Origin of the sequence: Luteococcus peritonei, from assembly GCF_039526385.1 — a bacterium.
GTDB lineage: Bacteria > Actinomycetota > Actinomycetes > Propionibacteriales > Propionibacteriaceae > Luteococcus > Luteococcus peritonei.
The window spans coordinates 81283-100529 of the sequence record NZ_BAAAIX010000026.1; the positions used below are offsets into that span (position 1 = coordinate 81283).

The 19247-nt window shown below is 69.5% G+C and carries 17 protein-coding genes and 4 tRNA genes; 12 read left to right on the forward strand and 9 right to left on the reverse strand.

The window, feature by feature from the left end:
* The first annotated feature begins 28 nt into the window (after positions 1 to 28).
* The 5 genes from ABD073_RS10235 to ABD073_RS10255 all read left to right on the forward strand — a co-directional run bounded on the left by ABD073_RS10235 (position 29) and on the right by ABD073_RS10255 (position 4830).
* The gene (locus ABD073_RS10235) at positions 29 to 2164 is read left to right on the forward strand and encodes a LamG-like jellyroll fold domain-containing protein (protein ID WP_343874300.1); all 2136 of its coding nucleotides are present in this window, start codon (positions 29 to 31) and stop codon (positions 2162 to 2164) included.
* 36 nt (positions 2165 to 2200) lie between these two features.
* Positions 2201 to 2273: transfer RNA gene (locus ABD073_RS10240), tRNA-Lys, on the forward strand.
* An 84-nt stretch (positions 2274 to 2357) separates the two neighbouring features.
* Entirely contained in the window at positions 2358 to 2936 is a 579-nt protein-coding gene (locus ABD073_RS10245) for a hypothetical protein (RefSeq protein WP_343874301.1), read from the forward strand.
* A gap of 411 nt (positions 2937 to 3347) precedes the next feature.
* Positions 3348 to 4712, forward strand: a complete 1365-nt coding sequence (locus tag ABD073_RS10250) for an SH3 domain-containing protein (RefSeq protein WP_343874302.1) — start codon at positions 3348 to 3350, stop codon at positions 4710 to 4712.
* A 45-nt stretch (positions 4713 to 4757) separates the two neighbouring features.
* Positions 4758 to 4830 (forward strand) — tRNA-Glu (locus ABD073_RS10255).
* A 61-nt stretch (positions 4831 to 4891) separates the two neighbouring features.
* Here the strand turns inward: ABD073_RS10255 and ABD073_RS10260 are convergent.
* Complete coding sequence (locus tag ABD073_RS10260) at positions 4892 to 5410, reverse strand: hypothetical protein (protein WP_343874303.1); 519 nt, start codon at positions 5408 to 5410, stop codon at positions 4892 to 4894.
* Positions 5411 to 5705: 295 nt separating this feature from the next.
* Here ABD073_RS10260 and ABD073_RS10265 point away from each other — a divergent pair, with 295 nt between their 5' ends.
* On the forward strand, positions 5706 to 6362 hold the full coding sequence (locus ABD073_RS10265; RefSeq protein WP_343874304.1) for a hypothetical protein: 657 nt from the start codon (positions 5706 to 5708) through the stop codon (positions 6360 to 6362).
* A gap of 10 nt (positions 6363 to 6372) precedes the next feature.
* On the opposite strand, the gene ABD073_RS10270 is transcribed toward ABD073_RS10265, so the two are convergent.
* The 3 genes from ABD073_RS10270 to ABD073_RS10280 form a co-directional block, all read right to left on the reverse strand.
* Positions 6373 to 7644 carry an NAD(P)/FAD-dependent oxidoreductase gene (locus ABD073_RS10270; RefSeq protein WP_343874306.1) on the reverse strand — a complete coding sequence of 424 codons (1272 nt, stop codon included), beginning with the start codon at positions 7642 to 7644 and terminating at the stop codon, positions 6373 to 6375.
* 115 nt (positions 7645 to 7759) lie between these two features.
* Complete coding sequence (locus ABD073_RS10275; RefSeq protein WP_343874307.1) at positions 7760 to 9112, reverse strand: MFS transporter; 1353 nt, start codon at positions 9110 to 9112, stop codon at positions 7760 to 7762.
* A 147-nt stretch (positions 9113 to 9259) separates the two neighbouring features.
* A complete protein-coding gene (locus tag ABD073_RS10280; RefSeq protein ID WP_343874309.1) occupies positions 9260 to 10447 on the reverse strand; it encodes a zinc-dependent alcohol dehydrogenase in 1188 nt (395 codons plus the stop codon).
* Between the two features lie 158 nt (positions 10448 to 10605).
* Here ABD073_RS10280 and ABD073_RS10285 point away from each other — a divergent pair, with 158 nt between their 5' ends.
* From ABD073_RS10285 to ABD073_RS10310, 6 genes are all read left to right on the forward strand, one after another.
* On the forward strand, positions 10606 to 10914 hold the full coding sequence (locus ABD073_RS10285) for a DUF2853 family protein (RefSeq protein ID WP_343874312.1): 309 nt from the start codon (positions 10606 to 10608) through the stop codon (positions 10912 to 10914).
* Positions 10915 to 11233: 319 nt separating this feature from the next.
* Positions 11234 to 12316, forward strand: a complete 1083-nt coding sequence (gene pstS / locus ABD073_RS10290; protein WP_343874313.1) for a phosphate ABC transporter substrate-binding protein PstS — start codon at positions 11234 to 11236, stop codon at positions 12314 to 12316.
* A gap of 26 nt (positions 12317 to 12342) precedes the next feature.
* Positions 12343 to 13287: a Na/Pi cotransporter family protein gene (locus ABD073_RS10295; protein WP_343874315.1), complete on the forward strand. Its 945-nt coding sequence runs from the start codon at positions 12343 to 12345 to the stop codon at positions 13285 to 13287.
* Positions 13203 to 13997 (forward strand): Na/Pi cotransporter family protein, encoded by a 795-nt coding sequence (locus ABD073_RS10300; RefSeq protein ID WP_343874316.1) that lies wholly within the window; start codon positions 13203 to 13205, stop codon positions 13995 to 13997. Before ABD073_RS10295 ends, ABD073_RS10300 begins: the two co-directional genes overlap by 85 nt.
* 190 nt (positions 13998 to 14187) lie before the next feature.
* Positions 14188 to 14261 (forward strand) — tRNA-Asp (locus ABD073_RS10305).
* Positions 14262 to 14357: 96 nt separating this feature from the next.
* Positions 14358 to 14434 (forward strand) — tRNA-Phe (locus ABD073_RS10310).
* Positions 14435 to 14506: 72 nt separating this feature from the next.
* Here ABD073_RS10310 and ABD073_RS10315 read toward each other — a convergent pair.
* From ABD073_RS10315 to ABD073_RS10335, 5 genes are all read right to left on the reverse strand, one after another.
* Positions 14507 to 15469: an alpha/beta hydrolase gene (locus tag ABD073_RS10315; RefSeq protein WP_343874317.1), complete on the reverse strand. Its 963-nt coding sequence runs from the start codon at positions 15467 to 15469 to the stop codon at positions 14507 to 14509.
* Positions 15470 to 15575: 106 nt separating this feature from the next.
* Positions 15576 to 15800: a DUF3073 domain-containing protein gene (locus tag ABD073_RS10320; RefSeq protein WP_343874318.1), complete on the reverse strand. Its 225-nt coding sequence runs from the start codon at positions 15798 to 15800 to the stop codon at positions 15576 to 15578.
* Positions 15801 to 15920: 120 nt separating this feature from the next.
* On the reverse strand, positions 15921 to 17009 hold the full coding sequence (purM, locus tag ABD073_RS10325; RefSeq protein WP_343874319.1) for a phosphoribosylformylglycinamidine cyclo-ligase: 1089 nt from the start codon (positions 17007 to 17009) through the stop codon (positions 15921 to 15923).
* Positions 17010 to 17013: 4 nt separating this feature from the next.
* Complete coding sequence (gene purF / locus ABD073_RS10330) at positions 17014 to 18498, reverse strand: amidophosphoribosyltransferase (protein ID WP_343874320.1); 1485 nt, start codon at positions 18496 to 18498, stop codon at positions 17014 to 17016.
* A 30-nt stretch (positions 18499 to 18528) separates the two neighbouring features.
* The gene (locus ABD073_RS10335; protein ID WP_343874322.1) at positions 18529 to 19128 is read right to left on the reverse strand and encodes a TetR/AcrR family transcriptional regulator; all 600 of its coding nucleotides are present in this window, start codon (positions 19126 to 19128) and stop codon (positions 18529 to 18531) included.
* Positions 19129 to 19247 lie beyond the last annotated feature (119 nt).

The following is a 19247-nucleotide window of genomic DNA, read 5'->3' on the forward strand; positions in this document are numbered from 1 at the left end:
TCTGTCCGCGAACCGAAGGGTCTGATCCGTGACCAGCACCAACCGCCGAACCTTCCTTGCGATCGGGGCAGCCGGAACCGCCGGCCTGGCCGTCGCCGCGACGGCAGGATGCTCCGGCGACGACGAGACGTCCCCGTCGCCCACGCCCAGCGCCGAGGCCTCCAGCGGGGCTCCCACCACCGGTCAGGGCCTGGCCAAGGAGATCCTGGCCGACGAGCCACTGCTCTACCTGGACTTCCAGGACGACGCCGATGCGAAGGCCCCGGCCGACCGCTCCGGCCACGGTCACAAGGCCACCCTGCACGGCAAGCAGTGGTGGGCCAATGATGCGCTGCTCACCCCGGCGCCCGATGCGGTGGGCCGCGCCTTCTACTCCGGCTCCAGCGTGGAGCCCGCCTGGGTGGAGGTGGCCGATGCCACCACCTGGCTGGGCACGGTGGCCAGCACCGGGCTCAGCGTCGAGATGTGGATGAACCAGGAGGAGCCCAACTACGCGCAGTGCCTGCTGAAGCTGGACTCCTCCACCGACGACACCGGTTGGTCCTTCGGCTTCCAGCAGGAGGGCACCGGTCTGGTGGCCGAGGGGCCCGGCTACAAGGCCGTCGAGTCCACCACCCCGAAGCTGCCGGGCGCCTGGCACCACGTCGCCTTCACCGCCGACAAGGCCGGTGCCGTGGCGCAGTACGTCGACGGCAAGAAGGTGGGCGAGGGCAGCATCGGCCCCTTCGTCGGCAAGGTCACCAAGGTGCTGATCGGCATGAAGAAGGCCGGCGAGGGCGCCTCGCTGTCGGGCCAGTGGTCCCACCTGGCGATCTTCGGCAAGGCGCTGGCCCCCGAGCGGGTGGCGGCCCACCATGCCGCCGGCGTGGCCGAGGCCGACCCGGCCGTGCGCGGCGCCGACTGGTGGTTCGGCGGGCCCGCCTACTACAAGCAGTTCAGCAATGCCGAGGTGCTCACCGACACCAAGCGCTTCCCGGTGGCCGAGTGGTGGATGAATGCCTTCGACGAGGACCTGCCCACCGAGAAGAAGTATGCCGACGGCGCCGTGGTCGTGGACCCGCAGGTGACCCCGGAGGGGCTGCGCAAGGCCGGCATCTGGACCATCCGCACGGTGGGCATGGACATGACCGGCAAGCCCGGCGCGGAGACCATCGGCTGGCTCCCCGAGGACGAGGCCGACATGGCCACCGAGAAGATGCAGAAGATGGAAAAGGCCATGAAGCAGATCCCCGACGGGGCGCTGGCCTATTCCAACTTCGGCACCGGCGTGACCATCTCCTCGATCGACCGCTACCGGGTGCGGCCGCTGGTGGACCGCCCCAAGCTGCACCAGGTCTCCGCGGACCTGTACTCCTACTGCTTCAGCCCCACCGTCTGCCAGCAGGTGGAGGATGCCTGGGGCATCCCGAAGGAGATCGCCCGCCGCGCCTGGATCCACGGCAAGACGGTGGAGCGCTGCCGCGCCTTCCTGACCGTCCCGCGTCCGGTCTGGGGCCTGGTGGCCCTGGGCCACGGCGGCGTCACCGCCCCCGGCGAGCCGGGCTGGTCCTCGGTGCCGAGCGCCGACGAGGTGGAGGGCGCCATGATGAGCTGCATCCTGGGCGGCGCCTCGGGCATCCTGCTCTTCCCGCAGACCTTCCCGGACTCCAAGAAGGCGCCGATCTGGAATGCCAAGACCGCCTACAAGGCCGGCGACACGGTGCGCGACGCGAAGGAGGAGCACCGCTTCTGGTACGCCCGCACCGAGCCCAAGCAGGGCGTTGACCCCAACACGGTGACCGACGACTCCTGGCTGAGCTGGCGCCCGGGCGTCTTCGGCGTGCGCGACAAGGACCACTTCGCCCGCGGCGTGAGCGATCGCGTCGAGAAGGTGAAGGCGCGCCTGCAGACCCATGCCGAGGTCTTCAACTCGCGCAGCCAGAACCGTCGCTTCAACGACAAGCTGTACACCCGCTGGTGGCCCAGCACGCCCGACGGCAACTCCTACCTGCTGGCCATGCAGGACATCCACGAGACCGATGGCAGCTACGACTACGTCATGCCCGAGGGTGTCACCGAGGTGGAGGTGGTGGACGAGGACCGCACCATCAAGGTCTCGGACGGCACGTTCACCGACTCCTTCGCCAACGAGTGGGAGCACCACCTGTACCGCTGGAAGGTCTAGACTCGCTGGGCGCCGGGCCTGCGGGCCCGGCACCTCGCCCCTATAGCTCAGCTGGCAGAGCAGTGGACTTTTAATCCATGGGTCCTGGGTTCGATCCCCAGTGGGGGCACCTGGTCAGTGCCGGTTTCGGCGAGCCACGCAGCTCGAATCGTGTGCCCCGTGCGGGCCGCCGACTCCGGGTAGATTCGCCTGCATGACGGGCTTCCTGGTGGTGCTGGCGGTGGGCCTGGTGCTGCTCGCCCTGGCCGCCCTGCGCGACCGCCAGACCCGACTGGCCGCCGAACGGGCCCTCGGGGCGCCGGTGAGCCGCGTGGAGGCCGCCCCGGCCGCCACCCCCGACGAGGGCCAGCGCGCCGCACTGGATCGCTTCCGCCAGCAGCACCAGATCGTCGACGCGCGGCTCGCGGATCCGGGGATGGCCACCTGGGCCGATCCGCCGACCGCCGAGCTGGCCGATGCCGATGTGCTGGTCTGCAGCCAGGCCCCCGGTTCGCTGCGGGAGCTGCTGGCCAGCCTGGAGCGGTGCCGCCCCCGGCCCCTGCTGCTCGTCTGTCCGCCGGTGGAGCCGACCCTGCTGGGTCTGGTCGTCGCCTCCCCCGAGCATCGGCTGGTGGTGGCCGAGGCCGACGACGAGGCCCTGACCGTGGTGTCCGCAGTCACTGGCGCCACCCTGGTGGACCGTGCCGACCTGCAGTCCGGTTGGGCGGTGCGGTGTCACGGGCGGCTGGCTCGCGCCGTCGTCGATGCCGATGGCAGCTGGCTCGAGAAATAGCAGCAGAACCTCAATCTCAACCTCGGGTTCAGGTCAGCTGAGCAATGCTCTCAGCTCATTTTGGGCGTTTGCTCATCCACTACCCATGCGGTGCGTGGGAGCCAGGATCCCGGCTGGAGGCGACGGGTATCAGGCCTAGTCATCTCAATATGATGAACAACATTGTTTCCGAAACACAGTGTTGTAATTACCGGCTGGAGATTTTCGCCACGCATTCGGCGTGTCCGCTGGTCAGCGCCATTTCATTCATTTCTGTTCCATTTGTTGCCATCGATTTCGGCTGCCTAGAGTCCCGCAGCGAGGGGGCTGCACCGGCCCTACCGGGTCAGCCCGGGGACGTGGGGAAGCGTCCAGGCCGGTGCCCCCCTTGCTTGTCCACAGCGGTTGGGGAAGAACCGCGAAAGGGAACTCATGAGTGCACTGCGCGCTGCGCGCCAGGTGGCGGCCTCGACGGTCGTCGCCGGCATGCTGATCGGCGGCAACCAGCTCGTGGTGGGAACCCTGGCCCAGGCCAGGACCACCACGATGGTGGCCACCACCTCGGTGAACGTCCGCTCCGGGCCGAGCACGGCCACGTCGGTGATCGGGGCACTGTCGCCCGGCCAGGAGGTGACCGCCACCGGGCCGGCCAGAGGCGGCTGGTACCCGGTGCTCTTCCAGGGGCGCAAGGGATTCGTCTCCGCCGCCTACCTGCGAGCGCGGACCGCAGTGGTCTCCAGCCAGGTCAGCGACAGTTCGGGCCGCAGCGCCGGTACGGCGCACGCGCTGGAGTCGGTGAACGTGCGCGTCGGTGCCGGGCTGTCCAACCGGGTCTTCACGGTCCTGCCCAAGGGAGCAAGCGTCACGCTCACCGGCCGCACCGAACGCGGCTGGAGCCAGGTGCGGATGGGTGGGCGGATCCTGTGGATCAACTCGGCCTGGCTCACCCGCTCGCGGCCCAGCAGCGCACCGCTGCCGACCACCACTCGCAAGGCCCGGGCCACCACGGCCCTGATGATCCGCACCGCCCCCGGGAGCAAGTTCACCAACCTGGGCGACATCCCCCAGGGGACGGTGCTGAACCTGACCGGCAAGAAGCAGCAGGGCGTGGCCCAGATCGTCTGGCAGGGAGCCCTGCGCTGGGTGAACGCCAACTACCTGGCCTCGGTCTCGTCCACGACGAGCGCTCCGGTGGCGCCGAAGGCGCCCGCCACCATCGGCAGTCGCTATGCCCGGGTGGCGCTGAACCTGCGCACCTCCTCCTCTGGCCCTGGCATGGTGGGCGAGGTTCCAGCCGGGACGCGGCTGGCGGTGACCGGCGTGGTGACCAATGGTCGCGCGCAGGTGGTGGTGAACGGCGCGGAGCGCTGGGTGACCGCCATGTACCTGTCGCTGTCCTCACCCAACCTGGCTCGCTCCGTGAGCGGCAGCCTGAACACGGGTGGCTCGTCGGGGCTGGACTCGCTGGTGCCCGCGGCCAAGGCGATCGTGGGCGACGTGCGGGCCAACTACCCGCAGATCGCCACCATGTACGGCGTCCGCTCGGACCCGCTGCCCGACCACCCCAGTGGCCACGCGGTGGACATCATGCTCCCGAACTACCAGGCCAACAAGGCACTGGGCTGGCAGATCGCCCGCCACGTGCAGGCCAATGCCGGGCGGCTGGGCGTGAAGTACATCATCTTCGACCAGCACATCTGGTCGGTGGCCCGCTCCTCCGAGGGCTGGCGCCCGATGGCCGACCGCGGCAGCGACAACGCCAACCACATGAACCACGTGCACGTCACGGTGAACTGAGCCGTTTGGCGCGCACGCACGGACCCCCTAGGATTGGGCGGTCGGGTCCCCATCGTCTAGCGGCCCAGGACACCGCCCTTTCAAGGCGGCAGCGCGGGTTCGAATCCCGTTGGGGATGCAACGAGAACAAGCCCCTGACCAGCACTCTTGCTGGTCAGGGGCTTCGCCGTTGGTGCAGCTCAGGCTTCGTCCGGCTTCGCAGCCCAGATGTTCTCGTAGGTCTCCAGGAACAGGCCTTGGGAAGCGACCAGACGCGACAGCATGGCGTCGAACTGGGGATCTTCCCCATAGATGTCGTTGTCGAGACCACCTGTGAGCCTGACCAGGATGTCGAGCTCGGTGAAATGGAAGACCATGCGTGGTTCCCGATCCCCCATCACAGCGTGGATGTAGCTCTCCAGCTTGTCCTGGTCGACGTCACGAACATCCAGATCGCTGGCCAGCCCCGGGTGGCGCTGGTAGAACTCCTCGTCATCGCTGTCGACGTAGATGATGCACTGCGGGTGGAAGTGCACCATGCCGAGCAGGACAAAGGAGAACCGGCGGGCGAACTCTGCGCTGCGAGACGCCTGCATGTACTCGATGAAGTCAGGACTCAAGTCGCCTGGCGGAACCTTCGGGACGATCGTGATGCTGCGAAGCTGTTCAGCCTCCGCCAGTTCCTCCAGATGCTCCCAATGCTTGTCGATGTCAATCACGCTGCCACGACCTCCCCGTTGTGCTTTACGTGGGAGATGGGGTTGCCGAAGCCTGCACCGTGGCAGCGTCCGCAGTCGCGAGGCCGCAGATCCCCCCCGCAAGACACACCGAGCCGTTGACTCTTGTGCCCTTGCCAACCTTCTCCCAACCGGGATCAACTCCCTGAATTCTGAACCGCCACGCCACGTTAGTGGTTGTGGTTGGTAGAGCAACCACAACCACTGACAATGTGCGACCCACCTGGCTCGGAGGGGCACGCGGCGAAGCCCGACGGCCGGCGCCATGATGATGATCATGGAGGAACCAGCACCGGGTGAACGGCAGGGGTCGCGTCGTGGGCCCCGGCACCTGCAGCGCCTCAGCGAGCTGGAGGTGGGTCCCGACCAGGTGCTGGAACGGGCCGACCAGGCCCTTGATGCCGGCGCGAGCCTCTGGCTGTCGACGAGGCTGTGGGCCAGCCGACTCGCCATCCCCGGCTTCCCGGCCGTGGTGGCCCTGGTCAACCTTGGCCGCCGCGACCCCCGCGCACAGGCCGGTGACCTCGAGGCTCTTCCACTGTTCCTGCTCGCCGCCATCTGGGCCTTCGGGATGCTGCACGTGGTCCTGCCGCTGGCGCTGCGCGGCGGCGCCCTGGCGACCGGGTCGACGCTCGGCGCCCACACCGTGCTGGGGCCCAGGGAACTTCCCCTGGCCGGGACCCGGGCGCGACGGTGGATCGTCCCGAACCCACGCAGCGGCAACGAGCGCTACTGGTCGATGCGTCACGGGCGCGTCTGGGTGGTGGTGGCGGAGCAGGACCTACCCGCCCCAGACGCTCTGGCGCACCACGGAGTCACCGTGGTCAGGGGCAACTACCTGGCGGACCTGCTGCGGGGCACGCTCGTCGTGGTGGTGCTGGTCCTGCTGTTCGCCGTGGCCGGGGCCATCGCCGCCGTGACCGCCTGGCCCTGACCGGGAGCGCTCAGCGCAACGGGTCCAGGGCCTTGAGCGGCTCCGGACAGCGCCCCTCGGTCACGTACTCGGCCAGCAGCCGGCCCGTCGCCGGCCCCAGGGTGATGCCCCACATGCCATGACCACCGGCCACCCAGACCCCCGGTTGCTCGGTGGGTCCCACCAGCGGCAGGTTGTCCACCGTCACCGGGCGCGCGCCCACCCAGGTCTCCTGCCGGTCCTGCCAGTCCACGCCGTCCAGCAGCGGTTCCGCGGTGCGCACGATGGCCTCCACCCGGCCCGGGTACATCGGCTCGTCGGGACCGCGGAACTCCATGGTGCCGCCCACCCGCAGCCGCTCCCCCAGCGGTGTGCAGGCCACGCGCTGCACCGGGAAGTAGACCGGCCCGGTCACCGGCTGGTGCGTCGCCACGGAGAAGGAGTAGCCACGGCCGCCCACCAGCAGCGTCCTCACCCCGGTCTGGCGAGCCAGCTCCGGCAGCCAGGCGCCGGTGGCCAGCACCACCGCGTCACCGCGCACCGGCTCACGCCCCACCAGCTCGCAGGTGATCCCGCCCGGCCCCTGGCGCAGTCGCTTCACGTCGGCGCCCAGCACGATCTCGCCGCCCCGGCTGCGCACGCTGTCCGCCAGGGCCTCGACGAAGCGACCGGGGTGGATGTAGCGCTGGCCGCGGATCGCGATGCCCGCAGCCACCCGCTGGGAGAGCACCGGCACCTCGGCCCGCAGCTCGTCGCCGGTGAGCCGGTCGGCCTGCAGCGCCACCCCCGCCTCACGGATCAGGTCGAACTCGCGCTCCAGCGCCTCGCGATCGGACTCCTCCAGGAAGGCGGCCATCAGCGGGGCGTCGTGCACCGGGCTGTCCACCCCGCCGGCGCGCAGCAGCTCGTAGGACTCGATGGCCAGGGCATTCATCGGGATGTAGTGCTGCATCGCCTTCTGCCACTGGCCGATGGTGCAGCGACGCGCGAAGCCCAGCAGGAAGCCGATCAGCTCTCGCTCCACCTTCACCGGCACGAAGAGCGGCGAGTCCGGGTCGCGCAGTGCCTTGAGGCCGTAGCGCAGCACCGAGGGTTCCGAGAGCGGGATGGACATGCCCGGCGAGATCCAGCCGGCATTGCCCCAGGAGGCACCGGCCGCCACCCCGGTGCGGTCCAGCACGCTCACCCGCACGCCCCGCTCCTGCAGGAACCAGGCGGTGGACAGCCCGACGATCCCGGCACCCACCACGACGACGTGGGGCTGGCTGCCGCTGCTCGCGGCGCGAAGCGGGGTGGTCTGCATGGCGCTCACTCCTTCGTGGCTCGCTGTCCAGCCACCATCGCCCACCAGGCCCCGGGGTGCAAGGGGTGGGACGTGGATCCACCCGGACGGCCAGCCGAACCGCGGCCCCGACTGCTCAGGCCAGCTGGTTCTCGCGCACCGCCACGTGACGGGCGGCCCAGGCCGAGCAGAAGGAGAGCACTGTCAGGCCGGCCCAGTACAGGGCCACCGGCAGCCAGGAGCCGCCGGCCCGGTGCTGCAGCCACAGCGCGATCATCGGTGCGGTGCCGGAGAACAGGGCGGCGCCGATCTGGTAGCCGAGCGTCACGCCGGTGTAGCGGATGTTGGCGGTGAAGGTCTCGCTCATCATGGTGCCCAGCGTCGCCGTCACCGGCGCCCAGGCCAGCCCCAGGCTCATCACCGAGGCCAGCACGAAGAGCCACAGCTTGCCGGAGTTCACCATCGGGAAGTAGGCGAAGGCGGACAGGCCGAAGAGCAGCACGCCGGCCATGTAGACCGGGCGACGCCCCAGCCGGTCGGACAGGATTCCCATCAGCGGGATCGCGGCCGTGGCGACGGCGGCGCCCACCAGCACGGCGGTGAGCACGTCGCTGCGGGTGTAGGACAGCGGCTTGCTGGTGGCATAGCCCACGATGAAGGTCACCAGGATGTAGAAGGGTGCGGTCTCGGCCGCCTTCGCCCCGACCGCGAGCAGCACGGCGCGCCAGTGCTCGCGCAGCGTGGTGGCCAGCGGGGTCTTCTCCACCTGGCCGGTCTCCTGCAGCGCGCGGAAGGCGGGCGTCTCGTCGAGGCCACCGCGGATCCACAGGCCCAGCGCCACCAGGACGATGGAGAAGACGAAGGGCACCCGCCAGCCCCAGCTGTCGAAGGCATCGCCCGGCAGCAGCGTGGCCAGCAGCACCGCCGCATTGCCCAGCAGCAGGCCGGCCGTGACACCGAGCTGCGGCATCGAGCCGAAGAAGCCGCGTCGCTCGCGCGGCGCGTACTCGTAGGCCAGCAGCAGCGCACCGCCCCACTCACCGCCGATGGCCAGCCCCTGGATGATCCGGAAGAGGTAGAGCAGCACCGGCGCCGCCATCCCGATCTGGGCATAGGTGGGCAGCAGGCCGATGGCCACGGTGCCCAGGCCCATGATGGTCAGCGTCATCACCAGCGTCTTCTTGCGGCCCACCCGGTCACCGATGTGGGCGAAGAAGACGCCACCCAGCGGGCGGATCAGGAAGGTCAGGGCCTGACCGAAGTAGGCCGCCATCAGCTGCACGAAGGGGTCACCCTGCGGGAAGAACTGCTTGGCGAAGATGATCGGGGCCACGGTTCCGTAGAGCAGGAAGTCGTACCACTCGATGGCCGAGCCGCTCAGTGAGCCCAGCAGCACCCGTCGGTTGGTGACGGAGCGCACGACGTCCGGCGGTGCGGCAGCGGTAGGGCTGCTGGACGCGCGTGTGGGCTCCTGGGGGTGCTGCGACATGGGCGGCCTTTCGTCGACGATGACAACCCGGCACACCCTAGGTGACGACTCCCCGCCGCGGAAGAGGTGTGCGACAAGGCCGGACGCACCCCGGCCCCAACCGATGGGTTCGGGTGGGGCCGGGGAGGATGGCCGGGGGTCGGCGGCTCAGGGCTTGAGCACGACCTTCTGGCAGCCGTCGGACTTGGTCTGGAACATCTTGTAGGCCTCGGCAGCCTGGTCCAGCGGGAGCCGGTGGGTGGCCAGGTGCTCCAGGTCGAGCACGTCGTCGGCCTGGTTCACCAGGTCGAAGAGCTCCGGGGTCCAGCGCTTCACGTGGCACTGGCCCATCCGGACCGTGATGCCCTTGTCGAACATGCTCATCATCGGCATCGGGTCGGCCATGCCGCCGTAGACGCCGCTGATCGAGACCGTGCCGCCGCGACGCACCACGTCGATCGCGGTGTGCAGCGCCTCCAACCGGTCCAGGCCGGCCTTCTCCATCGAGGCGCGGGCGATAGGGCCAGGCAGCTTGGTGGCCAGGCCGATCACTTTCTCGGCGACGGGATTGCCGTGCGCCTCCATGCCCACCGCCTCCAGCACCGAGTCGGCGCCGCGGCCGTCGGTGAGATCCAGCACGGCCTTGGTGACGTCCTTGGTGCGGCTGACGTCGAGCACCAGGGCACCGCTCGCCTCGGCCCGCTGCAGCCGCTCGGGCACCAAATCAAGCCCGATCACGCGCTGCACGCCCATCTGGCGGGCGGCCCGCACCGCGAGCTGGCCCACCGGTCCGAGGCCGACGACCACCAGGGTGCCGCCCTCGGGCACGTCGGCCCACTGCAGCCCCTGCCAGGCGGTCGGCAGGATGTCGGACAGGTAGAGGTAGCGCTCGTCGGGGTGGCCGTCCTTGGGGAGCTTCACCGGGCCGAAGTCGGCGTGCGGGACGCGCACCAGCTCGGCCTGGCCGCCCGGCACGGAGCCGTAGAGCGAGGTGTAGCCGAACAGGCTCGCACCCTTGCCCTGCTCCACGTTCTGGGTGGTCTCGCACTGCGCGTACAGCCCGCGGCTACACATCCAGCAGTGCCCGCAGGAGATGGTGAACGGGACCACGACGCGGTCGCCGACCGCGAGGTTCGCCACCCCGCTGCCCACCTCCTCGACGATGCCCATGAACTCGTGGCCCAGCACGTCGCCGGGACGCAGGTAGGGGCCCAGCACCTTGTACAGGTGCAGGTCCGAGCCGCAGATGGCCGTGGAGGTGACGCGCACGATCGCGTCGGTGGGTTCGATGATGCGCGGATCGGGGACCTCGCGCACCTGGACGTCCTCGACGCCCTGCCAGGTGAGTGCCTTCATGCCATACAGCCTTGCCAACCATCCCTCGGTTCGACCATCCCCCTGGGGGTGCACCCGAAGCGGCGGACGCCGCGGGCATGGACAATCGGCCCAATCCGCACCCTTGGCCCCGGCAGGGGGCACCATGGTGCTGGCAGAACTCCCCAGAAAGGCTTGTCATGGATCACCTCGCAGACATCCAGAAGTACGCCCCCGGCGCCAGCGCCGAACTCGTCACCAAGATGGAGCAGACCTACCGTCTGGTCCTGTCCAAGGCCGACTCCGCCCAGGTCTCCTTCTCCGACCCCGAGGAGCTGGCGCGCGTGCGCGAGAACTTCGTGCAGAAGAAGCTCGGCATCACCGATTCCGACGCCGAGGTGGACGAGGTCATCGCCTCCATCGGCGCCAAGATCTCCGGTCGCAAGAACCGCCTGACCGTCTACTACCTGCTGGCCGAGCACTACGGCCGCCTCGACAAGCTGGCCTGAGCCACTGCCTCCTCCGAACGGCGCCCCATCCACCGATGGGGCGCCGTTCCGCCTTGTCGGGCCGGCTGGAGGAGGCAACCGCCCGCAGGGTCGCCGGTCACCAGCGGGCCCAGAGTCCTTGCAGGCCTGGGATCGCGCGCGCCCCCGCCCGGCAACGGCCTGTTCACCCACCCGCCATCGCCATGGCAGCTGGACGTCACGCTCAACCCGTTGAATCACCGAAGGAAACCGACGCCCAGGGGGAAGCACCATACTCGGGTCGCCCGACAACGGAGTACCGGTCGTGCGGACCGACGAGGCACGCCGACGACGGTTGGTGATGCCACTGTTCATCGCAGTCCTGGTGGGACTGCTGGCGCTGGGACTGCTGTGGAACCGCGGCAACGACTCCCAGCTGGTGGGAGCCGGCTCCACGCTGGCGGCCCCGCTGGTGGAGCGCTCGGTGGCCGACTACCGCAATGCGGTGGCGGCCGACAATCCCGACCGCCCCGGCCAGACCGGTGGCGACTGGGTGCTCGACGGCTCCGGCGGCATCGACTACGAGAAGGTCGGCTCGATGGGCGGCGTGATGCGGCTGTCCGATCCCGAGGTGGACTTCGCGGTGAGCGACTACCCGCTCAGCACCACCGCCCTCGCCGAGCTGCAGGCCGGCCAGTTCCCCGTCGCCGCCGGCGCGCTGGCCCTGGTGCACGACCTGGACCTCGGCGGCCGCGCCCTGCGACTCGACGCCCCGACCGTCGCCCGGATCTACCTGGGCAGCATCACCCGCTGGAACGATCCCGCCATTGGTGCGCTCAACCCCGGTCTCCAGCTCCCTGACCTGGCGATCACACCGCTGCACCGCTCCGACGGCTCAGGCTCGACGGCCGGGCTCACCAGCTGGCTCAGCGAGAACAGCCCCGAGTGGGCCGACGGCCCCGGCTCCGGTCCGCAGGTCGACTTCCCCGAGGACATCGGGCGGGCCGCGGAGCGCTCCAGCGGCATGGTGGAGGGCACCGGTGCCACCGAGGGCGCCCTGGCCTACGTCGAGCCCGGCCAGGCCCGCAGCGCCGGCCTGCAGGTGGTGCAGCTCAAGAACCGCGCCGGCAACTTCACTGCCCCCGACGCCGAGGCGATGGCCGCGGCGCTGCAGGGCATGGACTGGGAGGCCGGGGACCACTTCACGGGGCTCTCCCCCACCGAGACCGCCCGGGAGGCCTACCCGCTCACCCTGCCGATCTACGTGGTCATGAAGACCGACCCGAAGGACCAGGCCGATGCCCGCCGCACCCTGGGCTGGCTGCGCTGGCTGGTGCAGGACTACGACACCTCCACCACCGGACTGGGCTACCTGCCCTTGCCCGAGGCCGGTTCGCGCGCCGTCGCCTCCTACTGGGCCACGACCTTCCAGACCCTCGACTGATCCCATCCCCTCAGAGAGACAGAGCAATGGACGCAGACATCTTCAAGGACATCCTGGTCCCCGTCGTCGGGGGCCTGGGCATCTTCCTGCTGGGCCTCGAGTTCATGGAGACCGGCATCCAGGCGCTGAGCGTGAACAAGATGCGCCAGTGGCTGGCCAAGATCGCCGGCACCCCCGCCAAGGGGGTGATGGCCGGCACCGTGATCACCGGCATCATCCAGTCGTCCACCGCCATGACGGTGATGACGGTGGGCCTGGTGAACGCCGGGGTGCTCAGCCTGCGCTCCGCGATCAGCGTCATCATGTGCGCCAACATCGGCACCACGCTGGGCAACGGGCTGATCGCGCTGCCGCTGGGCCCGCTCGGACTCTTCTTCGGCGGCATCTTCGCGCTGGTCTACTGCTTCTCGCGCAAGGACCGCACCCGCAACCTGGCACTCGCGCTGATGGGCTTCTCGCTGGTCTTCTACGGCCTGAACCTGATGACCGGCGGCCTCAAGCCGCTCAAGAACATGCCCGCGGTGATGAACGTGCTGGAGGGGCTGGACTCCTCCAACATCGGCGGCGTGCTGGTGTGCGCCCTGATCGCCGCGCTGATCACGGCCATGATCCACTCCTCCTCGGCCACCATCGGCATCGTGATGGGCCTGGGCGCGTCGGGCATCCTGCCCTGGCAGACCGGGATCGCCTTCGCCATCGGCGCCGACCTGGGCACCACCATCACCTCGTGGATCGCCTCGCTGAACCTGTCGAAGAATGCCAAGCGCACCGCCTATGCCCACATCGCCTTCAACTTCATCGGCGTCCTCGTGGTGCTGGCCCTCTTCTTCCCCGCCATCCGGGTGCTCTCCTGGGGCTGTTCAACATCGACCCCGGCGCACCGGTCATGGTCGACGGCCACAAGACCTACCCGATGGTGCCGGTGGCCGTGGGTGCCTTCAGCATCTTCTTCAACATCTTCAACGTGCTGATCCTGTTCCCCTTCATCGGAACCTTCGAGAAATACCTGAGCCGGATCGGCGCCAAGACCGAGGAGGCCGAGGACTTCTCGCACCCGCGCTACCTGGACGACGCGGTGCGCGACGACTTCTCGCGCGCGGTGCCCGCCGTGCAGGCCGAGATCCACCGCCAGCTGATCGCCGGCGCCCTCTTCCTGGACATCGCCCGCGGCCGCCCCGAGGCGCCCAAGGAGCCGGCCGAGCACGCCGACGCCACCGACTCCCTCTCCCGTGAGATCCGCGCCTACTCGGCCCACCTCTTCCACGACGACCTGGACCGCGAGCAGATGGACCTGGTGGCCAGCCTGATCGAGGAGGTGGACTTCACCGGCGCGCTCACCGAACAGCTGCACCAGATCGCCCGACGCACCCGCCGCGAGCAGTTCAGCCCCGCCAGCCAGGTCTTCCTGGAGGAGGCGCTGGAGCGGCTGGACCGCAGCATGGACACCATCGTCGTGCCGCAGGCCAACCAGCCCAGCAACCTCCCGCCCGGGCACGACCGCACCGCCACCATCGACGAGCTGCGCTGGAAGGTGATCGACACCGCCTCGCTGCCCGCCGGCGAGAAGGGCGCCCTGGTGGCCCTGCTGGGATCCATCGAGCGCTCCGAGGACCTGATCGGCCGGATCAAGCAGGAGCGGGCCAGCGTCGACCGTGGCATCGCCACCTTCGAGAAGGCCTGAGCAGGAAGTGCCGGCCGGGCTGGGTCGTGCTGCCGCGCAGGACCCAGCCGGGCCAGCGTTTCTCCTTGTCAGAGGGGATTTGAGCGCTCAAGGTCACTCGATTTCACATTTGCCGCAGGTTCACGCTATTCTTTTCGAGCTGCCTGAAACGGCAGCCGGCCGGATGGGAAACCATCCAGCAGGGCCGCAAGGCCCCGTAGCGCAGTTGGTTAGCGCGCCGCCCTGTCACGGCGGAGGTCGCGGGTTCGAGTCCCGTCGGGGTCGCGAAAGCGGTGATGGAAACATCACCGCTTTTGTGTTGATGGATCTTCGCCGATCCAACGGCACATTGAGGAAGTGCTTCCACCACTCCTCAGCACTGGCCAGGTAGCTCAGCTGGTAGCAGCGTTCGCCTGAAAAGTGAAAGGTCACCGGTTCGATCCCGGTCCTGGCCACCACTGACCCGCTCTCTCGCAGAGCGGGTTTTTTGGTGCCCCGAGCCGCTCGGCTGCGGGAACCGCCCACCGGCTTCAGTCGATGTAGGCGCGCACCCAGCGCGCGATCTCGTCGAAGTAGTGCGTGCGCACCGGCTCGGCCGAGAGGGCCAGGTCGTGCAGCCCGTCGACGATCCGCACCACCGTCACGTGCGGCCCCAGCTTCACCGCCCGCACCGCCAACTTCTCCACGTCCAGCACGGTGTCCGCGCTCTTCAGCGACTCGTCCCAGGTGCGTCGGAAGTCGCTGCGGGCACTGATCAGGGTGAGCACCGGGCAGTCGATCTGCAGGCCCTCCGCGACCCGGTCGTGGCCCGCCAGGATGGCGGCCAGCCAGCCCACCCGCACCGCGAAGTTGGGCCCACCCTTGAGCCCCTCGTCGATCACCCACTCCCCGCCCAGGTCCTTGTTGATCACCCGGTTGTAGAGGCCGTTGTTGGGCAGCGGGATCACGGTGGTGGGATAGCTTCCCCGCATCCGCTGCAGCACCGGGGCGGTCACGGCGCGCAGCAGCGGTGAGCCCTGCAGGTCCAGCCAGGGCGAGTTCAGCACCAGCCCGTCCAGCTCGCCGCGCCGCTGGTCGGCCCACAGCGCCGTCACCAGGCCGCCCGTGGAATGCCCCATCACGGTGACCGAGGAGTGCTCGGCCCTGATCACGTCCAGGGCGGCGTCCAGCTCCTCGGCGTACTCGTCGACATCGGTGATGAAGCCGGCCAGCTGACCCTCGCGCAGGCTGCGCCCGTAGCGCCGCAGGTCCACCGCGTACAGGTCGAAGCCCATCGCCTCGACCACCTCGGCCAGGTGCGCCTGGAAGAAGTAGTCACTCCAGCCGTGGACATAGAGCATGGCCCGACGGTGGCGACGGCCCCCAGCACGACGCACCAGGGTGCCCACCAGGCTGCCCTCGACCTCCGGCTCGCCGGGCACCGGCGTGGCCAGCGGGAGCGGCAGCTCCAGACGCTCGAAACCGTCCAGGATCGTGTCGGGGCGCCAGGTCATGGGGCCATCCTGCCGCAGGGAACAGCATGAAGCACCCGGGGACGCCGGGGCGTCCACCGAGTGCTGCGGTGCTGCTGCCCGTCAGACGGGCGGGTGACTGCGAGTGTCAGACGGCGCGACGAGGATCCTCGTCCTCGTCATCCTCGTCATCGACGTTGTAGGCAGCGGCAAGGTCCGCGTACTGCTCGTCCAGCTCCTCCTGGGAGTAGCTGTCCGACGCCGAGGACCCCTTGAGCTCACGCTCCAGGGATGCCACATCCATGTTCACCGGGCGATACTTCAGATCCCTTGCAACCTTGGTCTGCTTCGCCTTTGCACGGCCGCGCCCCATATCGGGTCGACCCCCTCGCTTTGTCCTTCGCGGCGCTGTGGCCGCGGCATGTGTGTTCAAACTTTCGTGAGAGACAGGCTACCGGACCAGACCAAGGAGGGCCAAAAGGGGCCCGCCGTCTCAGGCGTGCTGGTTCACCATGCTCACGCGGGGCTGCTCGGCGCTGCCCTGCTGCACCTCGCCGACCAGCCAGTTGGCCACGCCGCGGGCGTCCAGCACGCGTCGGGCCACCTCGACGGAGGCCTGCGGCAGGATCGCCACCATGCCCACGCCCATGTTGAGGGTGGCCTCGATGTCGGCCTGGCTGACCTGGCCCACCTGCTGCACCAACTGGAAGACCGCCGGGGGCGTCCAGGTGGTGCGGTCGATGGTCACGCTGAGGTGGTCGGGCACCACGCGGGCCAGGTTGTTGGCGAAGCCGCCGCCGGTGATGTGGCTCATGGCGTGGATGCCCTGCGCCTCGTCGCGGGCGGCGCGGATCATCTCCAGCACGTCCAAGGCGTAGACCTTGGTGGGGGTGAGCAGGCTCTCCCCCAGCGTGGTGCCCAGCTCGTCGACGTGGCGGTCCAGGCTCCAGCCGGCCTGCTCCAGCAGGACGTGGCGCACCAGCGAGTAGCCGTTGGAGTGCAGGCCCGAAGAGGCCATGGCCAGCACCACGTCGCCGGCCTCGATCCGGTCGGCGCCCAGGATCTCGTCGCGCTCCACGACGCCGGTGGTGGCGCCGGCGATGTCGTACTCGTCGGGAGACAGCAGGCCGGGGTGCTCGGCGGTCTCGCCGCCCAGCAGGGCGCAGCCGGAGGCCTCGCAGGCCGCCGCGATGCCCTTCACGATGGCGGCGATGCGCTCCGGCACCACCTTGCCGCAGGCGATGTAGTCGGTGACGAAGAGCGGCTCGGCGCCACTGACCACCAGGTCGTCCACCAGCATGCCCAGCAGGTCGAAGCCGATGGTGTCGTGGACGTCCATGGCCTGGGCGATGGCCACCTTGGTGCCGACGCCGTCGGTGGAGGTGGCCAGCACGGGCTGGCGGTAGGTCTTGAAGGCGGAGGCGTCGAAGAAGCCGGCGAATCCGCCCAGGCCTCCCAGCACCTCGGGGCGACGGGTGCGGGCCACGTGGGCCTTCATCAGCTCGACGGCGCGGTCTCCGGCCTCGATGTCGACGCCGGCGCGGGCATAGGCCGACTGCACGTCGGTGGCGGGCTGGGTCATGGGGTCAGCACTCCTTGGTGGTGGCGCCGGTCTGCGTCAGCGCGTCGAGGTCGAGGTCCTGCTTGCCGACGGGGTACTTGCCGTCGAAGCAGGCGCGGCACAGGTTGGACTTGTCCACGTGGGTGGCCTTGATCAGCCCGTCGAGCGAGATGTGGCCCAGCGAGTCGGCGCCGATCGCCTCGGCGATCTGCTCGATGGTCATGCCCGGGGCGATCAGCTCGTCGCGGGTGGCGAAGTCGATGCCGTAGAAGCAGGGCCACTCCACCGGCGGGGCAGAGATGCGCACGTGCACCTCCTTGGCGCCGGCGGCGCGCAGCATGGCCACCACCTGGCGCTGGGTGTTGCCACGCACGATGGTGTCGTCCACCACCACGATGCGCTTGTCGCGCACCACGTCGGGCAGCGGGTTCAGCTTCATCCGGATGCCCATCTGGCGCATCGCGTTCGACGGCTGGATGAAGGTGCGGCCCACGTAGGCATTGCGCACCAGGCCCTGGCCGTAGGGGATGCCCGAGCCGGCGGCAAAACCGATGGCGGCCGGTGTGCCGGACTCCGGGGTGGGGATCACCAGGTCCGCGTCGACGGGGAACTCCTTGGCCAGCAGCTTGCCGATCTTGACCCGCACGTTGTGGATCCGGCGGCCGTTGATCAGGGTGTCGGGGCGGGCCAGGTAGACGTACTCGAACAGGCAGTGCTTCGGGTTGGGCTCGGCGAAGCGACGCGAACGCAGCCCCTGCTCGTCGATGATGACCAGCTCGCCGGGCTCCACGTCGCGCTCGAAGCTGGCGCCGACGATGTCCAGCGCCGCGGTCTCGGAGGCCACCACCCAGGCGCCGGAGGCCAGCCGGCCGATGGCCAGCGGGCGGATCGCCTGCGGGTCGCGGGCGGCGTAGAGGGTCTGCTCGTCCATGAAGGTGAGGCAGAAGGCGCCGCGCAGCCGGGGCAGCACCTCGACGGCGGCCTCCTCCAGGCTGCGGTCGTGGTAGCTGGACAGCAGGGCGGACAGGATCATGGTGTCCGAGCTGGAGTCCATCCGCTTCTTGTGCGGCACATTGCGCTCGCCGATCCGCTCGGCCAGCAGGGCCTCCAGCTCGTCGGTGTTGGTGAGGTTGCCGTTGTGGCACAGCGCCAGCGAGCCCTCCTGGGTGGCGGCCAGGGTGGGCTGGGCATTGCCCCAGACCGAGGCACCGGTGGTGGAGTAGCGGGTGTGGCCCACCGCGATGTCACCCTGCAGCGTGTTCAGCGCGGGCTCGTCGAAGACCTGGCTGACCAGGCCCATGTCCTTGAAGACCATGATCCGCTTGCGGTTGCTCACCGCGATACCGGCGGACTCCTGACCGCGGTGCTGCAGCGCGAACAGGCCGAAGTAGGTCAGACGCGAGACCTCCTCGCCGGGACCGAAGATGCCGAAGACTCCGCAGGCGTCCTGGGGTCCGTGGTCCTGGGGGTCCAGCTCGTGGGTGAGACGTCCATCGGGGCGAAGGGGCACGGGCTCAGACTATCGCGGCAGCAGCCGCGCTCAGCCCTGCGCCGCGGATGCGGGACGACGGACCAGGCAACCCACCACCGCGTCCAGCGCCGCCAGCGCCTGGTCGTGGTCCACCCGGCCCAGCAGCAGGTGCACGGTGAGCCCGTCCAGCTGGGCCTGGAGGGTGGCCGCCGCCTGGCGCGGTGACTCCCCCACCAGTTGCCCCTCGCGCTGGCAGGCGGTGAAGAAGTCCGTGAACAGGCCGGCCAGCTCGTCGTAGACCATGGCGCCGGCACCTTGCTCCTGGTGCACCTCGGCGCCCAGGAAGGCGAGCCACACCTGGGACAGCTCGCGGGACTGGTCATCCAGCGGCAGCACGGCGCGCAGCAGCGAGAGCAGCTGGGCGGCCGGGTCCCCGGGGGCCTCGACGGCCGCCAGTCGCCGCTCGAAACCCGCGCGCACGTGCTCCGAGACCAGTGCGACGATGTCGCGATGGGTGGGCAGGTAGTGGCGCACCGCTCCGGCCGACCAGCCGCTGGCCTGGGCCAGGTTCCGGACGCTGAGGGCGGCAACGCCCTGGCTGCGCACCAGTTCCACCGCAGCCTGGGCCAGCTCGGCGCGACGCTGCTCGTGGTCGACGATCTTGGGCACCGCTCCTCCTGTCCCGGCGGTCCTCGCCCCGCCGACCTGATCCTGCTGGGCGCTTCCTGCTCCTGCGATCCGATCCCACCCTTCCATTCTTTTTAGCACATTCGTGTTGCAAGGTCCGG

Coding starts and splice junctions, on each gene's coding strand:
- ABD073_RS10275 (WP_343874307.1), bottom strand. CDS start 9,112: ATGTCGCAGCACCCCCAGGAGCCCACACGCGCGTCCAGCAGCCCTACC.
- ABD073_RS10300 (WP_343874316.1), top strand. CDS start 13,203: ATGGTCGACGGCCACAAGACCTACCCGATGGTGCCGGTGGCCGTGGGT.
- purM (WP_343874319.1), bottom strand. CDS start 17,009: ATGACCCAGCCCGCCACCGACGTGCAGTCGGCCTATGCCCGCGCCGGC.
- ABD073_RS10285 (WP_343874312.1), top strand. CDS start 10,606: ATGGATCACCTCGCAGACATCCAGAAGTACGCCCCCGGCGCCAGCGCC.
- ABD073_RS10315 (WP_343874317.1), bottom strand. CDS start 15,469: ATGACCTGGCGCCCCGACACGATCCTGGACGGTTTCGAGCGTCTGGAG.
- ABD073_RS10245 (WP_343874301.1), top strand. CDS start 2,358: ATGACGGGCTTCCTGGTGGTGCTGGCGGTGGGCCTGGTGCTGCTCGCC.
- ABD073_RS10280 (WP_343874309.1), bottom strand. CDS start 10,447: ATGAAGGCACTCACCTGGCAGGGCGTCGAGGACGTCCAGGTGCGCGAG.
- ABD073_RS10320 (WP_343874318.1), bottom strand. CDS start 15,800: ATGGGGCGCGGCCGTGCAAAGGCGAAGCAGACCAAGGTTGCAAGGGAT.
- ABD073_RS10250 (WP_343874302.1), top strand. CDS start 3,348: ATGAGTGCACTGCGCGCTGCGCGCCAGGTGGCGGCCTCGACGGTCGTC.
- ABD073_RS10265 (WP_343874304.1), top strand. CDS start 5,706: ATGGAGGAACCAGCACCGGGTGAACGGCAGGGGTCGCGTCGTGGGCCC.
- ABD073_RS10295 (WP_343874315.1), top strand. CDS start 12,343: ATGGACGCAGACATCTTCAAGGACATCCTGGTCCCCGTCGTCGGGGGC.
- pstS (WP_343874313.1), top strand. CDS start 11,234: ATGCCACTGTTCATCGCAGTCCTGGTGGGACTGCTGGCGCTGGGACTG.
- ABD073_RS10270 (WP_343874306.1), bottom strand. CDS start 7,644: ATGCAGACCACCCCGCTTCGCGCCGCGAGCAGCGGCAGCCAGCCCCAC.